This window comes from Glaciimonas soli (assembly GCF_009497155.1).
GTDB classification, from domain to species: Bacteria; Pseudomonadota; Gammaproteobacteria; order Burkholderiales; family Burkholderiaceae_D; genus Glaciimonas; species Glaciimonas soli.
Genome location: NZ_WINI01000009.1, coordinates 67,707 through 89,938 on the forward strand (window position 1 = coordinate 67,707; position 22,232 = coordinate 89,938).

20 protein-coding genes are annotated in these 22,232 nt (G+C 49.0%); 12 read left to right on the forward strand and 8 right to left on the reverse strand.

From position 1 onward, the window contains the following. Window positions 1–26: 26 nt before the first annotated feature. Together GEV47_RS17095 and GEV47_RS17100 are read right to left on the reverse strand one after the other, a co-directional pair. Entirely contained in the window at window positions 27–929 is a 903-nt protein-coding gene (locus GEV47_RS17095; protein WP_153236012.1) for a LysR family transcriptional regulator, read from the reverse strand. A gap of 655 nt (window positions 930–1,584) precedes the next feature. Then, on the reverse strand, window positions 1,585–3,606 hold the full coding sequence (locus GEV47_RS17100; protein ID WP_153236013.1) for an NADPH-dependent 2,4-dienoyl-CoA reductase: 2,022 nt from the start codon (window positions 3,604–3,606) through the stop codon (window positions 1,585–1,587). A 669-nt stretch (window positions 3,607–4,275) separates the two neighbouring features. On the opposite strand from GEV47_RS17100, the gene GEV47_RS17105 reads away from it, so the two are divergent. Continuing rightward, window positions 4,276–4,503 carry a hypothetical protein gene (locus GEV47_RS17105; protein WP_153236014.1) on the forward strand — a complete coding sequence of 76 codons (228 nt, stop codon included), beginning with the start codon at window positions 4,276–4,278 and terminating at the stop codon, window positions 4,501–4,503. A gap of 119 nt (window positions 4,504–4,622) precedes the next feature. Here the strand turns inward: GEV47_RS17105 and GEV47_RS17110 are convergent, their stop codons facing one another. Continuing rightward, window positions 4,623–5,936: an MFS family transporter gene (locus tag GEV47_RS17110; RefSeq protein WP_153236015.1), complete on the reverse strand. Its 1,314-nt coding sequence runs from the start codon at window positions 5,934–5,936 to the stop codon at window positions 4,623–4,625. Between the two features lie 262 nt (window positions 5,937–6,198). Here GEV47_RS17110 and GEV47_RS17115 point away from each other — a divergent pair, with 262 nt between their 5' ends. Then, entirely contained in the window at window positions 6,199–6,939 is a 741-nt protein-coding gene (locus tag GEV47_RS17115; protein WP_194270694.1) for a hypothetical protein, read from the forward strand. Window positions 6,940–7,018: 79 nt separating this feature from the next. Here the strand turns inward: GEV47_RS17115 and GEV47_RS17120 are convergent, their stop codons facing one another. The 4 genes from GEV47_RS17120 to GEV47_RS17135 all read right to left on the reverse strand — a co-directional run bounded on the left by GEV47_RS17120 (window position 7,019) and on the right by GEV47_RS17135 (window position 10,568). Further along, complete coding sequence (locus GEV47_RS17120) at window positions 7,019–8,455, reverse strand: NAD(P)(+) transhydrogenase (Re/Si-specific) subunit beta (protein WP_153236017.1); 1,437 nt, start codon at window positions 8,453–8,455, stop codon at window positions 7,019–7,021. After that, window positions 8,455–8,790 (reverse strand): NAD(P) transhydrogenase subunit alpha, encoded by a 336-nt coding sequence (locus GEV47_RS17125; RefSeq protein ID WP_153236018.1) that lies wholly within the window; start codon window positions 8,788–8,790, stop codon window positions 8,455–8,457. Before GEV47_RS17125 ends, GEV47_RS17120 begins: the two co-directional genes overlap by 1 nt. Before the next feature lie 188 nt (window positions 8,791–8,978). Then, window positions 8,979–9,341 (reverse strand): aspartate 1-decarboxylase, encoded by a 363-nt coding sequence (gene panD, locus GEV47_RS17130; protein ID WP_153236019.1) that lies wholly within the window; start codon window positions 9,339–9,341, stop codon window positions 8,979–8,981. A gap of 111 nt (window positions 9,342–9,452) precedes the next feature. After that, window positions 9,453–10,568 carry a Re/Si-specific NAD(P)(+) transhydrogenase subunit alpha gene (locus tag GEV47_RS17135; protein ID WP_153236020.1) on the reverse strand — a complete coding sequence of 372 codons (1,116 nt, stop codon included), beginning with the start codon at window positions 10,566–10,568 and terminating at the stop codon, window positions 9,453–9,455. Window positions 10,569–10,850: 282 nt separating this feature from the next. On the opposite strand from GEV47_RS17135, the gene GEV47_RS17140 reads away from it, so the two are divergent. The 3 genes from GEV47_RS17140 (at window position 10,851) to GEV47_RS17150 (ending at window position 13,425) form a co-directional block, all read left to right on the forward strand. After that, window positions 10,851–11,333, forward strand: coding sequence for an NUDIX hydrolase (locus tag GEV47_RS17140; RefSeq protein WP_153236021.1), 483 nt, complete (start codon window positions 10,851–10,853; stop codon window positions 11,331–11,333). Then, window positions 11,326–12,426 carry a tRNA 2-thiouridine(34) synthase MnmA gene (mnmA, locus tag GEV47_RS17145; RefSeq protein ID WP_153236022.1) on the forward strand — a complete coding sequence of 367 codons (1,101 nt, stop codon included), beginning with the start codon at window positions 11,326–11,328 and terminating at the stop codon, window positions 12,424–12,426. The genes GEV47_RS17140 and mnmA overlap by 8 nt, the downstream gene beginning before the upstream one ends. 324 nt (window positions 12,427–12,750) lie before the next feature. Further along, window positions 12,751–13,425 carry an energy transducer TonB gene (locus GEV47_RS17150; RefSeq protein WP_153236023.1) on the forward strand — a complete coding sequence of 225 codons (675 nt, stop codon included), beginning with the start codon at window positions 12,751–12,753 and terminating at the stop codon, window positions 13,423–13,425. A 103-nt stretch (window positions 13,426–13,528) separates the two neighbouring features. Here GEV47_RS17150 and GEV47_RS17155 read toward each other — a convergent pair whose 3' ends face one another. Next, window positions 13,529–13,771, reverse strand: a complete 243-nt coding sequence (locus GEV47_RS17155; protein WP_153236024.1) for a hypothetical protein — start codon at window positions 13,769–13,771, stop codon at window positions 13,529–13,531. A gap of 212 nt (window positions 13,772–13,983) precedes the next feature. On the opposite strand from GEV47_RS17155, the gene GEV47_RS17160 reads away from it, so the two are divergent. From GEV47_RS17160 to GEV47_RS17190, 7 genes are all read left to right on the forward strand, one after another. Continuing rightward, window positions 13,984–15,240, forward strand: a complete 1,257-nt coding sequence (locus GEV47_RS17160) for a TCR/Tet family MFS transporter (protein WP_322741685.1) — start codon at window positions 13,984–13,986, stop codon at window positions 15,238–15,240. 218 nt (window positions 15,241–15,458) lie between these two features. Beyond that, window positions 15,459–15,737 carry a DUF4148 domain-containing protein gene (locus tag GEV47_RS17165; RefSeq protein ID WP_153236025.1) on the forward strand — a complete coding sequence of 93 codons (279 nt, stop codon included), beginning with the start codon at window positions 15,459–15,461 and terminating at the stop codon, window positions 15,735–15,737. Window positions 15,738–15,906: 169 nt separating this feature from the next. Beyond that, on the forward strand, window positions 15,907–17,454 hold the full coding sequence (locus GEV47_RS17170) for an efflux transporter outer membrane subunit (protein WP_228124778.1): 1,548 nt from the start codon (window positions 15,907–15,909) through the stop codon (window positions 17,452–17,454). Beyond that, window positions 17,451–19,586 (forward strand): FUSC family protein, encoded by a 2,136-nt coding sequence (locus GEV47_RS17175; protein ID WP_153236027.1) that lies wholly within the window; start codon window positions 17,451–17,453, stop codon window positions 19,584–19,586. The genes GEV47_RS17170 and GEV47_RS17175 overlap by 4 nt, the downstream gene beginning before the upstream one ends. Beyond that, window positions 19,576–19,779, forward strand: a complete 204-nt coding sequence (locus tag GEV47_RS17180) for a DUF1656 domain-containing protein (RefSeq protein WP_153236028.1) — start codon at window positions 19,576–19,578, stop codon at window positions 19,777–19,779. The genes GEV47_RS17175 and GEV47_RS17180 overlap by 11 nt, the downstream gene beginning before the upstream one ends. A gap of 33 nt (window positions 19,780–19,812) precedes the next feature. Next, window positions 19,813–20,715 carry an efflux RND transporter periplasmic adaptor subunit gene (locus GEV47_RS17185; protein ID WP_153236029.1) on the forward strand — a complete coding sequence of 301 codons (903 nt, stop codon included), beginning with the start codon at window positions 19,813–19,815 and terminating at the stop codon, window positions 20,713–20,715. A 280-nt stretch (window positions 20,716–20,995) separates the two neighbouring features. Then, the gene (locus tag GEV47_RS17190; protein WP_153236030.1) at window positions 20,996–22,204 is read left to right on the forward strand and encodes a porin; all 1,209 of its coding nucleotides are present in this window, start codon (window positions 20,996–20,998) and stop codon (window positions 22,202–22,204) included. The last annotated feature ends 28 nt before the right edge of the window (window positions 22,205–22,232 follow it).

Here is a 22,232-nt window from a genome sequence, read left to right on the forward strand (position 1 = left end):
TTAGAGCCCGCTTCCGGAGCCGGCGTTCAAAGCGCCGGTACTGCGTCACTGAGGTGCCGCCTCACCATGCTGACCATACTCCGGATGATGGGTGATGTAGTGGATTTCCGCCAGATGAATACGTTCTCCAGGGTTAACAGCAAGTCGTCGATATCGCATAGCGTCACGCCTCTTGGTAGCAAGTGATTCTTCGCCAGGGGGTGGATACCGATGTGGTCGCTGTCGAGGATGTCCTTGAGGATCAGGTCGATGAAGTTGGTTTCATACGCAACGGCATCGAGCATCCCTTGCTGCCCCAGAAATGCATTAAGGTTCTCGCGCACGATTGGCCAAGTTCCGGCACTGACGAGGCTCAACGACGCACCACGCAGGTCTGCCATTGTCAGCGAACCGCGCGACGCCAGTGGATGCTTGTCCGACAACAAGGCCCGATATCGGATCTGTTCGATGGGAATCACTCCCAGACTATCTTCGGCGATAGGGCCACCACAGAATCCCACATCCAGATCGCCGTTACGGACGTAAAACATCACGTCTTGCGACGGCATCGATTCGATACGGGCATGCACGTTGGGGAACGTTTTGCTGAATATGTCACTCAATTGCTGCCACTCGCCGTGCCGCGAGGTGGCGCTCACGCCAATCACGAACGGTCCGGCAAGGTCAGAGTCAGAAGCGCCGATCTCAGCAAGTCCGGCCTGGTAGTGCGAGATCGCTTCACGCCAGTGCCGCGCCAGCGTCAGCGCGGCCCAAGTGGGACGCACGAAACGCGTGGTGCGTTCGAAGAGTCGCTGGTTGACGCGTTCCTCGATTGCACTAATTTTGCGCGACAGCCCCGATTGCGTAATATGCAGTTTCTCGGCAGCCGAGTTGAAATTACATTGCTCCACTAATTCGAGAAACGCGTAGATGTGATTGATGTTAATCATGTTCGCTGGACAACCGCGTTGACGGTCGTATAGATGGGTAGCATGGTGTCAACACCTGTGGCGAACACATGCTTGTCTCGGATATTTTTTTTGTTTGAGGATACTCCCACAATCGTCCGCTGCAGTCCAGCGCATCTGTCGATTTTTCTTGATGGGGACTCAGGTACAAACCGGCGGAATTTATCCAATGCGTATTGAGAATGAGCATTGGTGCAGCTTTCGATGGAGAACAGTTTTTTCGGCAGAGTGCCAGATGGTCAAATTTCAGTCGATTTGAGGCTGATAAACTGTACGAAAAACCATGTCGAAATTGCATTTCATACGAATACGTTGTCAAACGTTTTTGTTTCGTCAACGAGGGGAATTCAAATTTTTAGCTGGGCGTGCATCCGTCGCTCAACTGGGCTAATTTGCCCTGACTACGCATAAAATTAATCGACAAAAAACATCGCATCGATATTTTCTATCTTGGCGATCCTATGTAAATCATGCGCATGAGTTCAATACCAGTCTCTTAATATTCAACACGTCGATGCGTTAGAACGCCGCGTAATGCGCTTAACGGGACAGAGCCATGAGTTGATATCTACTCATCGCTCTGCCCTGCATCAATTGATCGAGGACTTTTCCGGTCTTCGTCAATGTTTCAGATCAACTAAACAGTCGCAGCCAATCGCGCTCCTTGATCAATTGCCCTCTTCGCATCCAATTCCAACGCTTTGTCCGCTCCGCCGATCAAATGCGAATTGATATCCAAAGACGCCAGTTGCTGCTGTAGAGCCCGCTGAGAATCCTGGCCTGCGCAAATCACAATATTGTCTACTTCAAGAACCATCGGTACTCCACCTATGGAAATATGCAGGCCGATGTCGTCGATACGTTCGTAGGTAGCGCCGGAGATCATTTCGACGCGTTTATGTTTCAACACTGTCCGGCGTATCCAGCCTGTGGTCTTTGCCAGGCCATCGCCAACTTTGCTGGTTTTCCGTTGTAACAGATAGACCTTGCGCGGTGATGCGCCGACATGGGCCTTTTTGATACCGCCAGGGTTACTGATCGTTTCATCAATACCCCATTCATCGAGGAATTTGCGAACATCGACACTCGGACTCACGCCCTCGCTGGTCAGATATTCCGCTGTATCAAAACCGATGCCGCCAGCGCCAATAATAGCAACCGATTTACCAACCGGCTTTTTGTCGCGCAGCACATCCAGATAACTCAACACCTTCGGATTGTCGATCCCCGGAATCGGCGGCGTCCGCGGTACGATACCTGTCGCCAAGATAACCATGTCGAAACCGTCTGCTGCCAATTGGTCCGCCGAAGCGCGATGGTTCAATTTCAAAGTTACGCCGGAAATATCGATTTGTTTTTTGAAATAGCGTATCGTTTCGTAAAATTCCTCTTTGCCTGGTATCTGCTTCGCGATGTTGAATTGTCCACCGATTTCGCTGGCCGCGTCGAACAAGGTCACCTTATGTCCACGCCCTGCAGCTACTGTGGCAAAACTGAGTCCTGCCGGACCGGCACCTACCACAGCAATTTTCTTAATCGTTGAAGCTGGCAGATAATTCAGTTCCGTTTCGTGGCAAGCACGCGGATTGACAAGACAAGACGTTATCTTCCCGCCGAAAACATGGTCCAGGCAAGCCTGATTGCAACCGATGCAGGTATTGATTTCATCGGCACGCCCCTCTGCCGCCTTCTTGACAAACAAGGGGTCAGCCAGGAATGGCCTCGCCATCGATATCATGTCTGAACAACCTTCAGCCAATACCCGCTCTGCGACCTCTGGCGTATTGATTCGGTTCGTTGCCACCAGCGGAATCGATACCGCACCTTTTAGTCGTTGTGTGACCCATGCGTACGCAGCGCGCGGTACCGAAGTGGCAATCGTCGGGATACGCGCTTCATGCCAGCCGATGCCGGTATTGATGATCGTCGCGCCAGCCTTTTCAATTTCCTTGGCCAATTCAATTACTTCATCCAGGGTAGATCCTTCGTTGACCAGATCAAGCATGGAAAGGCGATAGATGATAATGAAATTTTTGCCAACTCCTTCGCGTACTCGCCGAATGATTTCGATAGGAAATTTGATTCGGTTAGCATAGCTCCCGCCCCATTGATCGGTACGCTTGTTGGTGCAAGCCGCGATAAATTCGTTGATCAGATAGCCTTCCGATCCCATGATTTCTACACCGTCATAACCGGCTTTTTGTGCCAGACATGCACAGCGAACGTAGTCCTCAATTGTTTCCAAAATATCTGCGTGCGATAGTTCTCGTGGAAGGAATGGCGAAATCGGTGCATGCAATGCGCTTGGCGCAACCAGATCGGGGTGATATGCATATCTGCCAAAATGCAGGATTTGCAACGCAATCTTCCCATCCTCCGCATGTACCGCTTCCGTTATCAGGCGATGTTGGGCGACTTCTTCCTCGGTATTCAACTTGGCACCAATCGGGAACGGACGGCCCGCTTCGTTCGGCGCGACACCTCCGGTGACGATCAGGCCCACCTCTCCCTTAGCGCGCTCGGCGTAAAAGGCAGCCATTCGTTCGAAGCCGTTCTCCTCTTCTTCAAGACCCACATGCATGGAACCCATCAACACTCGGTTCCGCAGCGTAGTGAACCCAAGGTCCAATGGAGCAAGTAGATTCGGATATTTCGACATTAGCTTTAACCCTTTTAAGAAATCATACACATCGTCACTGCGATAACTGCGTCTTCACTCTTCCAAAATGACGATCGTTATATCGTCGATCGAAATACCAGATTCTAATTTAGCTCGTATCTCTTTGAATATCGATCATTACGCAAATAGTTGCCAGAAAGACTCCGTCTAGAATATATCCTCGGCAAAAACCAAGTTCGGCAGAGCGTCCGCTGGCATCGAATAGCACTATAAGTGTCCCAGTTCTTCTTCGTCCAATGCGCACTCTTATTTTATTCATGCGGGCTTTGCATGAATTGATGCGTGCGGTTGACGTTGACACAAATATTGGTACGCAGGTAGTTCGAAGCGACTTTGTTGTGCAAATCTCATTTCGCACTGACAACTCTAAGCTTGATGTCCAAACTGAGATTGGGACATCAAAGCCTTTTCAATCAAGAGACCGAAACAGCGCTCAGGCCCGGCTAACTATCCAATTCATCATTTTTTGATCTGCTCCAGAAAAAAATAATTACTTACGTTACAGAAACATACAACTTCTCTGTCATCATTCCGGCGCCCCACTGCGTTAAGTGCATAGCAAAGACGATTAACTAGTGTTTTTCTGTTTATTTTGAGTTTTTACTTGAAATTGAATTGAAATACTCACCCATGAGGACCCATAACATCATGAAAATTGCAATATTTATCCCAGCCGCCATCCTGGCGCTTTCTTCTCTGGGTGGCTGCGTGGTGACACCACCTGCTGTACATCCGCTCTACTCAGCGCCTCCGGGTGTGGTGTATGTGGCGCCAACTTACGCTATACCTGGTCCAGGTTATGTTTGGGCCTACCATCCTCACTACGGTTGGGGATGGCATCATCCACAATACGGTTGGCATAAAGGTTGGCACTAAGAGTTATTCGGCGTACTCCAGCCGAAGTCGCCAAGTTGTCATGCAAAAAAGGGCTTACAGAAATGTAAGCCCTTTTTATTTACACATGTAAACTCAAGCAATAAGGTGCATTTAGCGCATCATGGCTCGTCCCGCAAATAACCTTCTTTGCTCGGATCGCGCATATAAATTGAAACCAGTAAAGCAATCGCTGCCAACACTGTGACATACCAATAAAAACTAGATTCCATCCCTTTGGATTTCAATGTCAATGCAACGAATTCCGCTGAACCACCGAAGATGGCATTACCGATCGCGTACGATAAGCCGACACCTAAAGCGCGTACTTCGGCCGGAAACATTTCTGCCTTGATCAACCCGCCTATCGATGTATAAAAACTGACGATGACCAGCATCAGCATAATCAAGCCAAAAGCGGCATAAGGATTCTGGGTTTCCGCCAAAGTGTGCAAGACGGGCATAGTGCAGAGTGTGGCGAAAATGCCGAAGATGATCATCGAATGACGACGGCCAATTTTGTCTGATAACGCGCCGAATAAGGGTTGGATAACCATGTAGACAAATAAAGCACAGGTCATCACCACACTGGCTGTTTTAGCGGGCATGCCAGCGGTATTGATCAAGTATTTTTGCATGTACGTGGTGAAGGTATAAAACATCAGCGATCCACCCGCGGTAAATCCGACCACCGTCAAAAATGCTCCCTTGTGCTTCAGCAGCCCGGCCAGCGTCCCTGCCTCTTTGTTTTTGCGCGCATCAGCACTCAATGTTTCATTCAAAGAACGACGTAAATACAAGGCAATCAGCGCCGTGCATGCACCAAGCACAAACGGAATACGCCAGCCCCATTCTTTCAACTGCTCGGTCGTCAGAAGTTGCTCCAGAATCACCAGCACCAACACTGCTAATAATTGACCACCGATCAACGTCACATATTGAAAAGAAGCGAAAAATCCACGTCGACCTTTCAACGCCACTTCACTCATGTAAGTCGCGCTGGTGCCGTATTCGCCGCCCACCGATAGACCTTGTAGCAAGCGCGCCAGTAATAATAGTAAGGGGGCAGCCACACCAATCATTGCATAGGTAGGCAAACATGCGATCAGCAATGAGCCGCCGCACATCATCAACACCGAAATCATCATCGCCGTTTTACGGCCGCGACGATCGGCAATTCGACCGAATAACCAACCGCCAATAGGTCGCATCAGAAAACCAGCAGCGAACACGCCAGCGGTTTGCAAAAGTTGTACGGTGGGATTTTGATGCGGGAAAAAAGCGGGGGCGAAATAAATCGCACAAAAAGAATAAACGTAAAAGTCAAACCATTCCACTAGATTTCCGGATGATGCCCCGACAATCGCAAAAATCCTTTTGCGTGTGTCATGCGGATCAATGCTGCTTGTTGTAGATTGCGTGGCTGCCAGGCTCATATATCACGTCCTTTTTAATAATTCGTAATGTCTCCTGCGGCATTGTAGAACAATATGAATTAACAATTGGCGTAAATTCATTACGAACTACGCAATACAAGGCAAACAAAACTTATGTGATTTTGTGTTAAATAAAGCAATTATTATATACCTCTGCCCTTTTAACTCTTTAGTGGAAATCCAAAGAATTAATACCTCTTGTGTAATATCGAAATAATTGCAAAGATGTGTCGTTTATTTTATGTATTACAAGGGGATGATGATGTTGGCAAGATGGAAAGTATGGGGATGTTCGCTGTTTTGTTTATGTGGCGCATTAGCCGTAACCACACTGCATGCAGCCGAAATACACTTTTCATCGCAACGTGATTTTGACGAAATCAATCTCAATATCAAAGATCAGGCGTATGTTGGTCGCGACTTTGTGATCCTGGATGTCACACTGACACCCGAAGCACAAAAGCGTCTGACGGAGATTAGTGATGACACATCGAACCAAGAATTGTCCATCATCCTGGACGGCAAAGCGATTCACGCCACCACGGTACGTTCCGCTCTGAACTCCAACCATCTGAAAATTAGCCTGACCAGAAAAATGGCGCGCGATGTTTTCCCTAGTTTGCTCGCATCCCCGGTATCTTCTGTGACACTCTCTGGTTTTTCCATGCCCGATTGGGGACAAGGAAAATGGGAAGCGGACACCGCTTTGGAATCACCGGATGCTGAATATATTGCAGCGCCTGGAGAGGCCATTTCGATTGCTGCCAAAACCATAGACGCTTCTGGCTGTCGACATGTCAATCACACAGTAGTATCGAGCAATGACAATATCATCGAGCTACAACTCGATCGGCGCAGCAAATGCGTCATTAATGATGTCCCTGTCAGTCGTATTGTCCTATCCAGAAGCTATGATGCAAATCGCATGATGCTTTCTCTGTATGCGATCGGGAGTGATTTCAGTGGTGCGCCCGATAAGGAAAGTACTTATCAACGACAATAATTTCGTATCGCTCAAACAAAAAAGCGTGCCGATTTTATTCGGCACGCTTTTTTTTGGTGAGGCCCCGAAAAATATCGGCTTATTCGACTGCCTTGACCATATCTTCAATCACCTTCTTCGCATCACCAAAGACCATCATGGTTTTATCCATGTAGAACAATTCGTTATCCAGGCCCGCATAACCGGCTGCCATGGAACGTTTGTTGACGATCACCGTTTTGGCTTTATAGGCTTCCAGAATCGGCATTCCGGCGATGGACGATTTCGGATCTTTGGCCGCTGGATTGACTACGTCATTCGCACCCAACACCAACACCACATCGGCCTGACCGAATTCACTATTGATATCTTCCATCTCAAATACTTGATCGTATGGCACTTCCGCTTCGGCCAGTAACACGTTCATATGACCCGGCATACGACCGGCGACCGGGTGAATCGCGTATTTGACGGTGATGCCTTTGTGCGTCAGTTTCTCGGTCAACTCTTTCAAAGCATGCTGTGCGCGCGCCACAGCCAGACCATAGCCTGGAACGATGATGACGGTTTCCGCATTCCCCATCAGGAATGCGGCATCATCGGCAGAGCCAGATTTCACAGGTCGTTGATCTTTCGCTCCACCCGCAGTCGCCGCGGCAGGATCACCACCAAAACCGCCCAGTATCACGTTGAAGAACGAACGGTTCATAGCCTTGCACATGATGTAAGACAGAATCGCACCGCTTGATCCGACCAGTGAACCGGCAATAATCAACATGGCATTATTCAGTGAAAAACCAATCCCGGCTGCCGCCCACCCGGAATAACTATTGAGCATTGATACCACTACCGGCATATCCGCACCGCCGATTGGAATGATGATCAACACACCCAATACAAACGCGATGATAGCCATCAAAATAAATGGCAACCACGATTGTGTCAGAACGAAAATAATACCGAAACCTATCATCGCAACGGCGAGCACCAGGTTAATAAAGTGCTGTCCTTTGAAGCTGACTGGCGCGCCCTGAAACAAGCGGAATTTATATTTCCCAGACAGTTTTCCGAACGCTATCACCGAGCCGGAAAAAGTAATTGCACCAACAAAAGTGCCGATAAATAGTTCGATACGATTACCAAATGGCAGTGCTTCGCCATGCGCTGCGATACCAAATGCCCAAGGCTCAGACACTGCAGCGACTGCGATACACACCGCTGCCAAACCAATCAAGGAATGCATCGCTGCGACCAGTTCCGGCATCTTGGTCATCTCGACCCGCTTGGCTAATAATGCGCCAATGCTGCCACCAACGATTACACCAGCTGCCACCAACCAGAAACCCAATCCTGCACCGTGCGACTCGGCTTTCAACTTGAATATCAGCGCGATTGTCGTCACCACGGCCAGTGCCATACCGGCCATACCGAAGGTGTTACCACGACGTGCAGTAGAAGGATGCGAAAGCCCTTTTAAGGCTTGAATAAAACAGACCGAAGCAATCAGATATAACAGTGTCACTGTATTCATACTCATCAGTGCACTCCTTTGTTATTACCATTCGCCGCATCTGCTTTGACTTTAGGCTCTTTTTTCTTAAACATTTCCAACATACGTTGGGTCACCAGGAAGCCACCGAAAACATTGACCGCCGCCAGTGCCACAGCCAACGTGCCAGCTACTTGGCCGACAATACCTTCAGTCAATCCGGCTGCCAGCATCGCTCCGATGATGATAATGGCCGAGATCGCATTCGTCACCGCCATCAATGGTGTGTGCAACGCTGGTGTCACAGTCCAGACGACGTGGTAACCGACGTAAATGGCCAATACGAAAATGATCAGATTGGTGATGGTGTGCGTTACTTCCATACATTTCCCCTTATGAGAAAACCTTCGCTTTAACCCTTCTTCCGTAGATGGAAGAAGGGTCGGTATGAATGTGATTATCAAGTCCTGAGGTATCAATAAATACCAATAAAACCGTGGTCTGCAACTACCCTCACCTAACCCTTTCCGCCTGCGGGAGAGGAATGAAACGGCGAAGTATAGAAAACTGCTTAGATGGTCTTCATGCCGGTGATGTGATTGTTGTCATCCACAAACACCACTTTCGGCACATAGGATTTGGCTTCTTCATCTGTCAATGGCGCGTATGTACAGATGATCAGCAAATCGCCCAGATGTGCACAACGCGCTGCTGCGCCGTTGAGGGAAATTTCACCGCTACCGCGTTTACCGCGAATGGCATAGGTTGAAAAACGCTGACCATTGTTAACGTTGTAGAGTTCGATTTTTTCAAACTCACGAATATCAGCAGCATCCAATAAATCTTCATCGATACCGCATGAACCTTCGTAGTGCAGATCGGCTTGCGTAACGGTGGCACGATGGATTTTGGCGCGTAACATGATGCGTTGCATATTTTTTCTCCTGCTTGAAATTAAATTAAATCTTTATTTGCGCAACGAAGTTTCGTCACTTAATTTCATCACTCAATGATGTAACTTCTTTGCGCAACTTACTGAGCTTACTTATTTACGTAGTACTTCGCCGCCACTGCATAGCAAGGTAGCAGCAACAATATCGTCGTCACGATTAATCACCAACCCACCGTCTGCATTCACGATCAGTTTGAGAAAGTCGAGTACGTTGCGTGAATATAATGCTGAGGCATCGGCAGCCACCAGCGCCGCCAGATTACCTTCGCCAATAATGTGTACGCCGTGTTTGATAACGGTCTTGCCGGCTTCGGACAATGGGCAATTTCCGCCCTGATCAACCGCCATATCCAAAATGACGGAACCCGGTTTCATCGCTTTCACGGTTTCTTCACTAATCAACACCGGCGCTTTACGGCCAGGTATCAATGCGGTGGTAATAATAATATCCGCTTGTTTGGCACGTTCATGCACCAATTCAGCCTGACGTCGCATCCAATCGGCTGGCATAGGCCGCGCATAGCCACCAACGCCTTGCGCGATCTCTTTTTCTTCATCGGTGATAAAAGGTACATCGAGAAATTTCGCACCCAGCGATTCGATTTGCTCTTTCACCGCAGGACGCACATCTGAAGCTTCAATCACGGCACCCAGTCGTTTTGCAGTCGCAATGGCCTGCAAACCCGCAACCCCTGCACCCATGATCAACATCCGCGCAGCTTTTACAGTCCCAGCGGCGGTCATCAACATCGGCATAAAACGTTGGTAGGTATTGGCCGCCATTAATACCGCCTTGTAACCGGCAATATTGGCTTGCGATGACAATACGTCCATAGATTGCGCTCGGGTGGTACGTGGCGCCGCCTCTAAAGCAAATGCGGTCAAACCATGATTTGCCATTAATGCAATATTATCCGCATCAAAAGGATTCAATATCCCGATGACAACTGTACCTACTTTCATCAATGAACGCTCATCGGCATTCGGTGCCCGCACCTTGAGTACCGTTTCGGCCCCAAACGCCGTGGCAGCATCGACGATCTGCGCTCCTGCTGCACTATAGGCTTCGTCAGTAATGCTGGATAAAATGCCTGCGCCAGCCTGCACCACGACTTGATGTTTGGCACTGACCAGTTTTTTGACCGTCTCTGGTGTCGCCGCAACCCGGGTTTCGCCAGAGCGCGTTTCGGCGGGAATGCCGATTTTCATGATGATTCTCCCGTTTTTTATATATGGAAAAGAATACGTAGCAATGCTGGGGAAATAAAAGTTTGTGGAATATTACACGGAAAATTTGATATCGCAGCGCATCTGGCACCGATGCGTAGTAATTTAGGTAATAGTGTCTAGCGATGAAACATGGCTCAATAACAACATTGGCATCCCGTCACAACTGACAGTGAGCGAAATTCCCGAGGCAAGTTAAAATAGCGGATTCGGCTGCCGTTGTGTGCTTCATCTGTGCAGCCTTTTCAAGTATCTGAGGAATGTATGACCGACGTATGGAAACCTTCCGTCACAGTCGCGGCCATTATTGAACGCGACGGACGTTTTTTACTGATCGAAGAAGAAACCAGTGATGGCATCCGTATCAATCAACCGGCGGGACATCTGGAGCCACTGGAATCGTTAGTGCAAGCCGTGATACGTGAAACTTTGGAAGAAACCGCTTTTGAATTCATTCCTAAAGCATTAGTAGGTACCTACATGGCGCGCTACGTGTCTAAACGCACTGGCAAAACCGTGACGTATTTGCGCTTTGCATTTTGTGGCGAACTGGGTAAAAAATATGATCAGGCGCTTGATCATGGCATCCTGCGCGTGCTGTGGATGTCACGCGATGAAGTGGCATGCTGCCCGAATCTGCGCAGTCCGCAAGTATTAGAATGTATCGATGACTATTTGCGCGACCATCGTGTGCCGCTGTCATTTTTAAAAACAGATCCCAGCGTGGTCGGGGGACACCATGTCTAAAAAACGCGTAGTGATCGGCATGTCCGGCGGCGTTGATTCATCGGTCTCAGCCTGGTTACTTAAACAACAAGGTTATGAAGTCATCGGCCTGTTCATGAAAAACTGGGAAGACGATGACGACGACGAATATTGCTCCACCCGTCAGGACTGGATCGATGCAGTCAGTGTCGCCGATGTCATTGGTGTTGATATCGAAGCTGTCAATTTCGCATCGGAATATAAAGATCGTGTATTTGCCGAATTTTTGCGCGAATATCAGGCTGGTCGCACTCCGAACCCCGATGTGTTGTGCAATGCGGAAATTAAATTCAAAGCTTTTCTCGATCATGCCATGCATTTAGGCGCAGATCTTATCGCGACCGGCCATTACGCACGCGTACGGCAAGCGGCCGCAGGCAATTTTGAGTTATTGAAAGCGGTCGATGCCAGCAAAGATCAAAGTTATTTTTTACATCGCCTGAATCAGGCGCAGTTATCCAAAACCTTATTCCCATTGGGTGAAATCCCCAAAACCGAAGTACGCAAAATCGCTGAGCAGATACAGTTGCCAAACGCGAAGAAAAAAGACTCTACCGGCATTTGTTTTATCGGCGAACGCCCTTTCCGTGAATTTTTGAATCGCTATTTATCGTATCAACCTGGACCGATGAAAACCGATAGCGGCGATATCGTCGGCGAACACGTGGGCTTGAGTTTTTACACATTGGGGCAACGCAAAGGTATTGGCATAGGCGGTATGAAGTCGCACAAAAACAGCGATGGTGATAGCGATCCCTGGTACGTCGCCAGAAAAGACGTCGCCAACAATACTTTGTACATCGTGCAAGGCCATGATCATCCCTGGTTACTGTCATCCAACTTACAAGCCGGACAAACCAGCTGGGTTGCTGGCATCCATCCGGAGCCGGGGCAATTATCTGCCAAAACACGTTATCGACAAGCCGATATGGCTTGTCAGTTTAATGCAGAGGCAGGCAATTTCTCGCTCAATTTCGATGCCGCGCAATGGGCAGTGACGCCTGGGCAATCTGCCGTGCTGTATGACGGCGATGTTTGTCTGGGTGGTGGAATTATCGAGTCATCTGGCAATTGATTCCGCGGATGAATCGTTCAACGCTCAATATTGAGGAATCCGTTATCCTCGCGAACGCGGAGATCCAAGTTGCGATCTCAACATGGATTCCCGCGTTCGCGGGAATGACGCGTTGCGTTTAATGAGCCCATTGAACGGTTCCTCCCACTCCGCAATTTTAAGTATCTGATCAAAATATTCGGAAAAAATATTTCCCTCAAAGGAATAAATTTGCGCAAAAATAAGGCAAAATGAAGCCATAATAAGAGTATCCACGCACATCATCACCGTACTTTAAGTTGCCCTAATGTCAGAAATGTCAGGTGAATTTACAGGAGGCGTTGTATGGACTTCGCGGAAAATGGGGAGAGCCCCTCACGAAATATTACCGGAATCGTCGCGGTCATTCTATTGCATGTGCTGATTATTTACGCGCTGCTGACTGGATTGGCGCGCAAGGTCGTTGAGGTAATCCAACAACCGGTCATCGCCACCATAGTCCCGGAAGTGATCCCCCCCAAGCCTCCACCACCACCCAAACCGAAGGTGGAGAAAACCGTAGAGCCTAAGACAAAAGCGCCACCGCCGCCGTATGTGCCGCCGCCGGAAGTCAAAGTGCAGGTACAACCACAAAAGGATGTCATTTCTGCGGTAACGCACGACGCACCTCCTACCCACGACTTGCCACCACCATCAAATGATCAACCGGTGGCTAACGCCAAGCCAGAAGAAGCGCATAAAGCCGCGACCCCGGCAACGGCCGTATCGAGTACCTGCGTGAAACCGGAATACCCACGACAATCATTGCAAGATGAAGAGCAAGGCACGGTAACGCTGGCATTTCTGGTCAGTGCACAAGGCAAGGTAATTGAATCGCGCGTCGATCACTCCAGCGGTTCTCATGCTCTGGACAGAGCCGCGCTGAGTGCGCTCTCCCAATGTTCATTCAAACCAGGGACTGTTGATGGTAAACCACAAGAATCGTGGACCAAAATGCAGTATGTCTGGCGACTGGAATAAGTTGATAATGAATGGAAATACGAATGGAAATACGTAAAATCAAAAAAGCGTGGACACAAACATTATGTCCACGCTTTTTTAATGAAGATTTAATTTATACCAATTAAAGTTGATGAAGCTCTTCACCTGTTGACTCAATGATAAATTTTGTATCGGAGAGCGGCTTTAATTTGCGCCCATCAGAAAGACGATATTGACGTGGTCCCAGATGCTGGCTGGCCAACAATGCCGTTATGGACGGATCTGCAGCCTCTATCAGTTCTTCATACACTTCTACCTGATGAGGAAATGTCTCAGACGTGTTTTTAAGTTTAACGTCAAATTTTTCTATCAAATTCATTTCCATTTATGTCTCCTAGTGGTTGAGATACCATCTGCAAACTACAATAACAAAAATATGCCGGATAAGCGATAAGAAATTCTACTCTCGATTAAAATCTCTCAACCTTCTTACTCCCCATTAACCTATAGTATTTATGTTAAGCAGCTCACCATGAATGCAGTGCTAACCGTACTTTGTACCCACGTAAATCCTATCTAATCAAAAGAATAACGCACGTGACGAATCCCTCCTCCAGCATCAAGCAAGGTCGCACCGCTGCCATGCGCTTCATCATGTTGACTGTATTAATCGACATGATCTCCATTGGTTTGATTATTCCAGTGCTGCCGGTACTGGTTGGCAATTTCACTGGTTCACAAGCGGATCAGGCGTTTTGGTATGGCGTAGTCGCTTTTACTTTCGGTATTGCCAATTTTTTTGGGTCGCCGATACTTGGCGCACTGTCCGATGCTTATGGCCGTCGCCCGGTATTACTGATCGGTTTTTGCGGTCTAGGCTTGAACTTCTTTGCGACGGCTCTTTCCACAGCGTTGTGGATGCTGCTCGTGGTGCGTTTGGTGGGCGGTGCGATGCAAGCCAATGTCGCCGTAGCCAACGCCTATGTGGCCGATATCACCGCGCCTGAAGATCGTGCCAAGCGCTTTGGCATGCTGGGCGCGATGTTCGGTTTAGGTTTCATTATCGGTCCCATCATGGGCGGATTATTGGGTGGCATCAATTTGCGTTTGCCCTTTTATGCAGCCGGCTGCATGTCTTTGATTAATCTGTTGTACGGCTATTTCGTACTTCCTGAATCGTTGCCGGCAGACCGTCGCCGTCCGTTCGTATGGAAAAACATCAATCCTTTCGCCTCCTTGAAGGCGCTGTCGCAACTGAAAACTGTCGGTCCTTTAGTCGCTGTGATTGCCTGTAGTGGGCTGGCGCAATTTGTATTGCAAAGCAGCTGGGTGCTATACACAACCTTCAAATTTGGCTGGGGACCTCAGCAAAATGGCTGGTCGCTGGCGGCGGTTGGTGTCATGTCCGTGTTGGTACAAGGTGTGCTGTTGGGACGCCTGCTCAAGCGCTTTTCTCCACAACGATTGGCCGTCATCGGGCTGATCTCGTCGTCAATTGCATTTGCATTGTGGGGTGCAGCGAGTCAAGGCTGGATGATGTATGCCATCATTTTCGTTAATGTGTTTGGCCTGACTGTTACCTCATCGATACAAAGTATTATTTCAAGCGCTGCCGATTCTCATAGCCAAGGTAAAACATTGGGCGCTGTCAGCTCACTGAATAGCATGATGGCAATTATGGCTCCTATGATAGGCGCGCCTTTATTAGGGGTCGTCTCGCACTTGCCGAAGGGCGATTGGCGCATAGGGGCACCGTTTTACTTCTGTGCACTCTTGCAATTGGCGTCGCTGATACTGGCTTACAGCCATTTTCAACGTCAGCGCCGCACTCGCCTGGCGAATACTATTACCTGAAATTTTCGCGATAAATTTGTAGGTTTTCCATTGATTATTCCTGTTTAAGCAATAATCAATTGTTATTCGTACTGTTTATTGATGATGGTGCAGTGCATTAAACTTCTCTTCGTCAATGCGGAAAACTCACTTTTGCGCATCAGAGCAGGATCCGACGGGCGCATTTTGCGATATCTGACTAGCCCGCACACCATCCTCATTTTGCGGAGAAATAACTCATGAATACCAAATTTACCAAACAATTACTTGCCAGTTTAGTGGTTTTGTCCTTTGCAGGCAGCGCTTTCGCTGAAATGCCTTACCCACCTAACGTACCTTTCAAATCGACCAAAACACGCGCCGAAGTTCGTGCCGAAGTAGTACAGGCACAAAAAGCCGGCCTGCTTAACCAGGTTGATACTGTCTATCCAATCCTGGAAACGACATCGAAGCTCACGAAAGCGCAGATTGCAGAAGAAAACAGCAACAAAACAGCACCAGTTAATCACGGCGAATAAGACGGGTTTAACTTACGACCGCAAAGATTTGTGGTCGAATAGTCCATAATACTGCCGGGCTTTCATCAGAAACCAACTGAATCCAATAATTTGGAAGGCAGTTGGTTTTTTTCAGTTTGTACGCCTATCATATAAACAGACAACAATGCGTCTTCAACAAAGGTTTTCTATGCAGGTTTTCCCTTCAGCCACGCATCATCGCGTTTCTGTATCCCGCTTAACTGTGGAGCGCGCCGGCGCGCTGATTTGTGCGCTGATATTGGGCGGATGTGCCAGTTTTTCTGGCATCAATCCACAGTCCACAATGAGCGACGGTCATAGCATAGATGGCCGTGCTCTGGAAAGCAGCGCCGCCATGAAGGCCGCCAGGATTGATGCTGTCTGGCCAACCGCTACATGGTGGCAAGCTTATCGCGACCCGCAACTAGATCACCTGATTTCCGAAGCGATTGCTAACAGTCCTACGCTAAAAGTCGCCCAGGCGCGTATCCGGCAAGCCACTGCTATGACCGATATCGCCAAATCCGCGACCTTGCCAAAAGTCGGTGCGGAAGCATCCGTTACCCGTGAATTATTTACCAGCGACGGTTTATATCCACCGCCATTAGGGGGCACCTACAATACCAGTAACGGGGCTTACATCAGAGCCAGCTACGATCTGGATCTCTGGGACAAAGACCGCAATACTCTGGAAGCGGCGCTCGATACCGTTCACGTCGGCAGTGCCGAAGCACGCGCCGCACAATTGAGCCTGGAATCGACCATCGTCAATGCCTATTTACAGCTTGCTACCCAGTATGTGATGCGTGACCTCGCCACGGCAGCATTGGAACAACAACAAGCCATCGCCAGCATTGCGCATCGCCGGTTGAAAGCAGGCATCGGTACCAATCTGGAAGTAAGCCAAGCAGAAACCAACCTGCCGTCAGCACGCAGCACTATTGAAAAAGTCGATGAATCTATCGCGTTGTTGCGCAACCAGCTCGCCACGTTAACTGGCCAAGGTCCCTCTGCAGGTGATGCGATAAAACGGCCATCATTGGCCGTGAAGATCGCGGCGACTGGACAAAATACGTCATTGCCCATTAGTTTGCCAAGCAACATCCCAGCAGAATTAATCGGCCGTCGCCCTGACGTGATTGCTCAGCGCTGGCGGGTTGAGGCGTTGGGTAAGCAGATCGATGTCGCTAAAGCGGCGTTTTACCCGAATATTAATTTGTCTGCCTTCATCGGTTTTGAATCTATCGGCTTAAGCCAATTTATCAATAGCGTCTCTGCCGTGCGCGGTGCCGGACCGGCGATTTCATTACCAATTTTTGATGGTGGCCGTCTACGCGCCAATCTCAGTTCGCAAACCGCGCAACTCGATGCAGCAATTGAGGGTTATAACGGCGCGCTATTGCAGGCCTTGCAAAGCGTCGCCGATCAATGCGTTAAATTAAAATCGCTGCAACTACAGCGCGAACAATCTGAACAGGCTTTAGGTTTAGCGCAAAAAACGTTTGACCTGGCACAACGCGGATTTAAAGCGGGCCTGACTCCCTACCTCGATGTCATTCACGCCCAGATCACACTCTTGCAGGAGCAACAGCATGTCGCACAGGCACGCGCTGCCTATCTCGCTGCGTGGGCGCAATTAATGCAGGCATTAGGTGGCGGTTTAGGCGATGATTTGCCAACAGTAGCCAGTGCTGCTATCGCTAAACCGGCGCCATGATGGACAGCGCGATACCCCGCGACGGCTGGTACCATCGTCTAAAAAATACTGTCGGTGCCGCGCTGCTCGCGCAAATCCCAGCCTTGCTGCATATGTTCAAAATGCTGGTGGCGATTTTTCTCGCCATGGGTTTGTCGATGCTGTTCGATTTATCCAAGCCCGGCACGGCAATGATCACCGTCACCATCGTCATGCAACCGCGCAGCGGCTTAGTGCTGGCGAAAGGCTTTTATCGCTTTCTGGGTAGTCTGATCGGTGTCGCAGTGTCGATTTTATTAGTCGCTTTATTTCCGCAAGAGCCAGTATTGTTTTTGACCGCTGGCGCTTGCTGGATGGCGTTGTGTACAGCTGGTTCCATCACTTTCCGTAATTTCCAGTCATACGCATTTGTATTGGCCGGATATACCTTGGTGATCGTAGGTTTGCCAGCGACCTTAAACCCGGATCTGACTTTCGATATCGCCACCACGCGCCTGTCTGAAGTCATGTTAGGTTTGTTATGCGCAGGCGTGGTGAGTGACGTGATTTTCCCCCAGCATTTAACCGAAATTGTGCTGGCTACTTTCCGCAAACGTTTTGCCCATTTCTCCGTTTTGATACAGCGTAAAGAGCCCACCACCGATAAAAGTAGTGTAGTGCTCAAGCTGATAGGCGATGTCATCGCACTGGAAAATCTGCGCATGTCATCCGCGTTTGAAAGCGCTACGGTGCCATTGCAAAACAACAGAATGCGTCAATTGAACACGGCTTTCATGACCGTTTCAACCACATTTCATTCGCTCGACGAATTATTTCAGCGCCTGCAAAACAACGGCGATGTCACGATGCTCAATGCCCTGTTGATGGAGTACCACGCGATCACTCGCATTATGGATAACGATAAAGCGCGCATCCCGGCACTTCTGCAGCAATCACGCCAGCAACAAGGACAGCGATTGATGGCATTGAGACGTGCGCTTGTACTGGTTGAGCATGAACCGGATACTTTATTGGATTTCGACTCTGCCAGTGAATTGCTACAGCGCTTTAGCGATGAATTAAGTATCTATACGCGTCTGCACAATGCGGTTCTGCATTTCAGTAGTACCGCTGATGACGCGCAAACTACGATAGACCTTGCTCTTGAAGCAGTGCCGGAAATTCCGTCCCATTATGTCAATCGCACCGACCCCGTGCTGGTCATGATGTCCGCTTTACGCGCCGGCATCGGCTTTGCCGTTTCTTCCTGCTTTTGGATATTCAGTGGCTGGCCATCGGGATTGGATGCGGTGGTTTTTGCTACTGTCGCCAGTGCCTTATTTGCTGCATCTCCTGAGCCGACTAAAACGGTATTCGGCTTTATGAAGGGCGCTGCGTTAGGTGGGATACTCGGCTTTATCTGCTCCTATTTTATTGAGTCGCATGCAGACAGTTTCACCATGCTGTGTTTTGCCTTGGCACCGTTTATTTTGTTTGGCACCTGGCTTACCACGCGACTCCAATATGCTGGCATGGGAGCCGGCATGCTGATGTTTTTCCTGACGTATGCGTCGGTGGACAATAATTACTCGTATGACTTTATAGGTTTTGTGAATGGCCTGACTGGCGGTTTAATTGGCTGTACCATTGCCGTCGCCATGTATATGATCATCGACCCGGCTGGCAGCCGTTGGGAAAAATTACGTTTAGGACGCGCCTTGCGACGACAGGTAGTCGATGCCTGCAGAAATCCACTACCCGGATTGCTGGCACATTTTGAAAGCAGCACACGCGATCTGGTTGGACGCTTTGCAGTTATGCACTCCAGTACCAATCCAGATGATCGCAAAGTAATGGCATGGTTATTGTCGGTATTTGAAATCGGCCGCGCCGTGATTCATTTACGCGAACAAATTGCCGACTCTGCTCTTCCGCCTGCGCTAGAGAGCAGCTTGCAAACCAGCCTGAAAAGCATCGCTGCATTGTGTGATAGTCCTAATGCCGAGCGATTGCATACTGCGCTGGACGCAGTACTGACATCCATTCGCGCCTGCACGCCAAGTACTGCACCAACCTTAGCCAATCTACATCTGATTCGCACGGCCTTATTGGCGCATGCACTGGAATCAACGATCATCACCGACACCACATCAGGGGAACAGCATGCCACGTGAAATTACCGTCTTCGGGGCATTGATGCCGACTTTAATGTTGGTGTTGATCGTCGCCTTCATTGTACAAATCGGCATTGACTGGTTGATGTCCCATTTGCATCTGTACCGCTACGTATGGCATCCGGGTTTATTTCGGGTCGCTTTATTTTTTTGTATTTTCAGCAGTTGCGGGTTGTTATTACACGCCGTTTAAAACTAAAACTCCAAAGATTCCAACGGATTCATTATGAAATTATCTGACTTCATCAAAATTATTATCAAGGCTGCGATCACGCTAATCGTGGTCGTCATCGCTTTTATCCTCACGCAAAAACTGTGGGATCACTATATGAACTCACCCTGGACCCGCGATGGCCGGGTCCGTGCCGATGTGATCACGGTTGCCTCTGATGTTGCCGGTCGTGTGTTAGAAGTGCCTGTACGCGACAATGCCTTTGTTCATAAAGGCGATCTGTTGATGAAAATAGACCCGGCAAATTACACTTATGCGCTGGCACAAGCTGAAGCGGTGGTCGCCCAGCATAAAATCGCACTCTCCGCCAAACAACGCGATGCAGCGCGCCGCGCGGCGCTGGACGTCGATGTGATTTCCAGCGAGGTACGTGAAAATTTCAGCGCAGATGCCTCTTCCGCACAAGCCACTTATCAAGCCGCATTAGCCGCACGCGACCTCGCCAAAGTCAATCTGGCGCGCACTGAAGTCCGTGCGCCAGCCGATGGCTGGATCGCTAATCTGAATGTCTATCCCGGCGATTATGCGCAAGCCGGTGCGCCAAAAATGACGGTGATCGATGCCAGCTCATTCTGGGTTTACGGCTATTTTGAGGAAAATAAAATACCATTGATGAAAGCCGGTGACCCGGCAGAAATCCAGTTGTTAGGGAACGATAAAATCATCAACGGTCACATCGACAGCATCGCGCGTGGTATCACCGATCGTGACAACGCCCCCAGCAGTAACGGCCTGGCCAACGTCAATCCTAGCTTTAACTGGGTACGCCTGGCACAACGCGTACCAGTGCGCATTCATATTGATAAAGTACCGGATGGTATTACTCTTGCAGCGGGGATGACTTGTACAGTGGTGGTGAAACCCAACACTAAAACCGCAGGAACTGTTGCAAAGTAAGCTACTTGATTTAGTCAACGCCAGCGTTGAGTTTGACGAAGTAGTTTCAGCAAAAACCAAAAAGCCACTTCAAAGGAAGTGGCTTTTTTATTGCATGACTTACGTAAATCGGTTGACACATTCCCCTCTTCAAATCTATCATTGTTTCAAACAACAATACTTTGTTTCATTAGATAAAACAAAGACCATCTTACATTGCACTAACCGGCTGGGCGATCTCGACAATAGACGCCTTTGCGCTAGCTGCATTCCATAGGTTGATAACGAGGGGATATCCATTTTGAAAAAATCTTTAATAGCACTTTCCGTACTTGGCGCTTGTGCCATCACAACAACGAATATCGCGCAAGCGCAATCCAGTGTGACCATTTATGGTTTGATCGACACCAGTATTAGTTATAACAACAAAATTGCCACGCCCAGTGCTGACGCTCCGCGTGCTACTGGCAGCAAATTGGGAGTCGACTCCGGTGATTTACAACAATCGCGCTTCGGTTTTAAAGGCGTGGAAGATTTAGGCGGCGGCATGAAAGCGCTGTTTATTCTGGAAGGCGGCTTCTCTGGTACCACGGGCGCCTCAACACAAGGCGGCTTGCTGTTTGGGCGTACTTCCGTCGTCGGATTGTCAGGCGGGTACGGTACGGTACAACTCGGGCGCAGAAAAGATTTCATCGACGAAATCGCTACCTACTATTCTAGTGTCTACGATTTTGGCTTGTTCATTAATGGCGTACATGACAACAATCTTGACCGCGTAGGTGGGAATCGCGCCAATAATCAAATTCGCTATGACACAAAAAATATCGCGGGTTTCACTGCCAACGCTACTTATGGCTTCGGCGAAGCAGCGGGCTCCACATCTAGCGGTCAATCTATAGGCTTAGGAGCAAATTACGACAATGGGCCATTTGGTATCGGCTTTGGTTATTGGCAATCGAAGTTGGGCAGCACCGCCTATCCTTCTAGCGATCAGGGTGCCTGCGTAGCTGGTCATGGCAAGGTTGGTGATACTTGCATCAAAACATGGATGTTAGGTTCCAGCTATAAAACCGGACCATTTAGAATCTATGGCGCCTGGTCGAAAACCATGCAGCCGCTGGCGACTTTCGGTGGTAACACAGCATCTTTCGACACCAAATTTACCCCCGGCACCATTGGTGCGCCGACCTCCTATTTCTCTGCCGCTGGCGCGAACAACAACAGCACTAACGTATTCGATTTAGGTCTAGACTACCAACTCACCGGTACATGGAAATTGATAACCAGCGTATTGCAATCACGCTATAGCTTCGTTGGCACCGACACCAAAGGACGTTTGACGCAGATCAATCTCGGAGCAGATTACGCACTGTCAAAACGCACCGATATCTACAGCTATTACGCCAATCTGCGTGCCAGCAATATGTACAATCCAGGTATCGTAGGCGGCGCATCAGGCGTAGCAAATACACAAAACGCTATCACGCTTGGTATACGCCATAAATTCTAAGTAATTGTTATTAAAACTTCTGTCGAAT

What these genes read in the sequence shown, in the direction of transcription:
- GEV47_RS17105 (WP_153236014.1), top strand. Translation starts at nt 4,276, where the DNA reads ATGAAAATTGCAATATTTATCCCAGCCGCCATCCTGGCGCTTTCTTCT.
- GEV47_RS17155 (WP_153236024.1), bottom strand. Translation starts at nt 13,771, where the DNA reads ATGGAAATGAATTTGATAGAAAAATTTGACGTTAAACTTAAAAACACG.
- mnmA (WP_153236022.1), top strand. Translation starts at nt 11,326, where the DNA reads ATGTCTAAAAAACGCGTAGTGATCGGCATGTCCGGCGGCGTTGATTCA.
- GEV47_RS17100 (WP_153236013.1), bottom strand. Translation starts at nt 3,606, where the DNA reads ATGTCGAAATATCCGAATCTACTTGCTCCATTGGACCTTGGGTTCACT.
- GEV47_RS17185 (WP_153236029.1), top strand. Translation starts at nt 19,813, where the DNA reads ATGAAATTATCTGACTTCATCAAAATTATTATCAAGGCTGCGATCACG.
- GEV47_RS17115 (WP_194270694.1), top strand. Translation starts at nt 6,199, where the DNA reads ATGTTGGCAAGATGGAAAGTATGGGGATGTTCGCTGTTTTGTTTATGT.
- GEV47_RS17150 (WP_153236023.1), top strand. Translation starts at nt 12,751, where the DNA reads ATGGACTTCGCGGAAAATGGGGAGAGCCCCTCACGAAATATTACCGGA.
- GEV47_RS17095 (WP_153236012.1), bottom strand. Translation starts at nt 929, where the DNA reads ATGATTAACATCAATCACATCTACGCGTTTCTCGAATTAGTGGAGCAA.
- GEV47_RS17125 (WP_153236018.1), bottom strand. Translation starts at nt 8,790, where the DNA reads ATGGAAGTAACGCACACCATCACCAATCTGATCATTTTCGTATTGGCC.
- GEV47_RS17135 (WP_153236020.1), bottom strand. Translation starts at nt 10,568, where the DNA reads ATGAAAATCGGCATTCCCGCCGAAACGCGCTCTGGCGAAACCCGGGTT.
- panD (WP_153236019.1), bottom strand. Translation starts at nt 9,341, where the DNA reads ATGCAACGCATCATGTTACGCGCCAAAATCCATCGTGCCACCGTTACG.
- GEV47_RS17170 (WP_228124778.1), top strand. Translation starts at nt 15,907, where the DNA reads ATGCAGGTTTTCCCTTCAGCCACGCATCATCGCGTTTCTGTATCCCGC.
- GEV47_RS17120 (WP_153236017.1), bottom strand. Translation starts at nt 8,455, where the DNA reads ATGAGTATGAATACAGTGACACTGTTATATCTGATTGCTTCGGTCTGT.
- GEV47_RS17180 (WP_153236028.1), top strand. Translation starts at nt 19,576, where the DNA reads ATGCCACGTGAAATTACCGTCTTCGGGGCATTGATGCCGACTTTAATG.
- GEV47_RS17140 (WP_153236021.1), top strand. Translation starts at nt 10,851, where the DNA reads ATGACCGACGTATGGAAACCTTCCGTCACAGTCGCGGCCATTATTGAA.
- GEV47_RS17165 (WP_153236025.1), top strand. Translation starts at nt 15,459, where the DNA reads ATGAATACCAAATTTACCAAACAATTACTTGCCAGTTTAGTGGTTTTG.
- GEV47_RS17175 (WP_153236027.1), top strand. Translation starts at nt 17,451, where the DNA reads ATGATGGACAGCGCGATACCCCGCGACGGCTGGTACCATCGTCTAAAA.
- GEV47_RS17110 (WP_153236015.1), bottom strand. Translation starts at nt 5,936, where the DNA reads ATGAGCCTGGCAGCCACGCAATCTACAACAAGCAGCATTGATCCGCAT.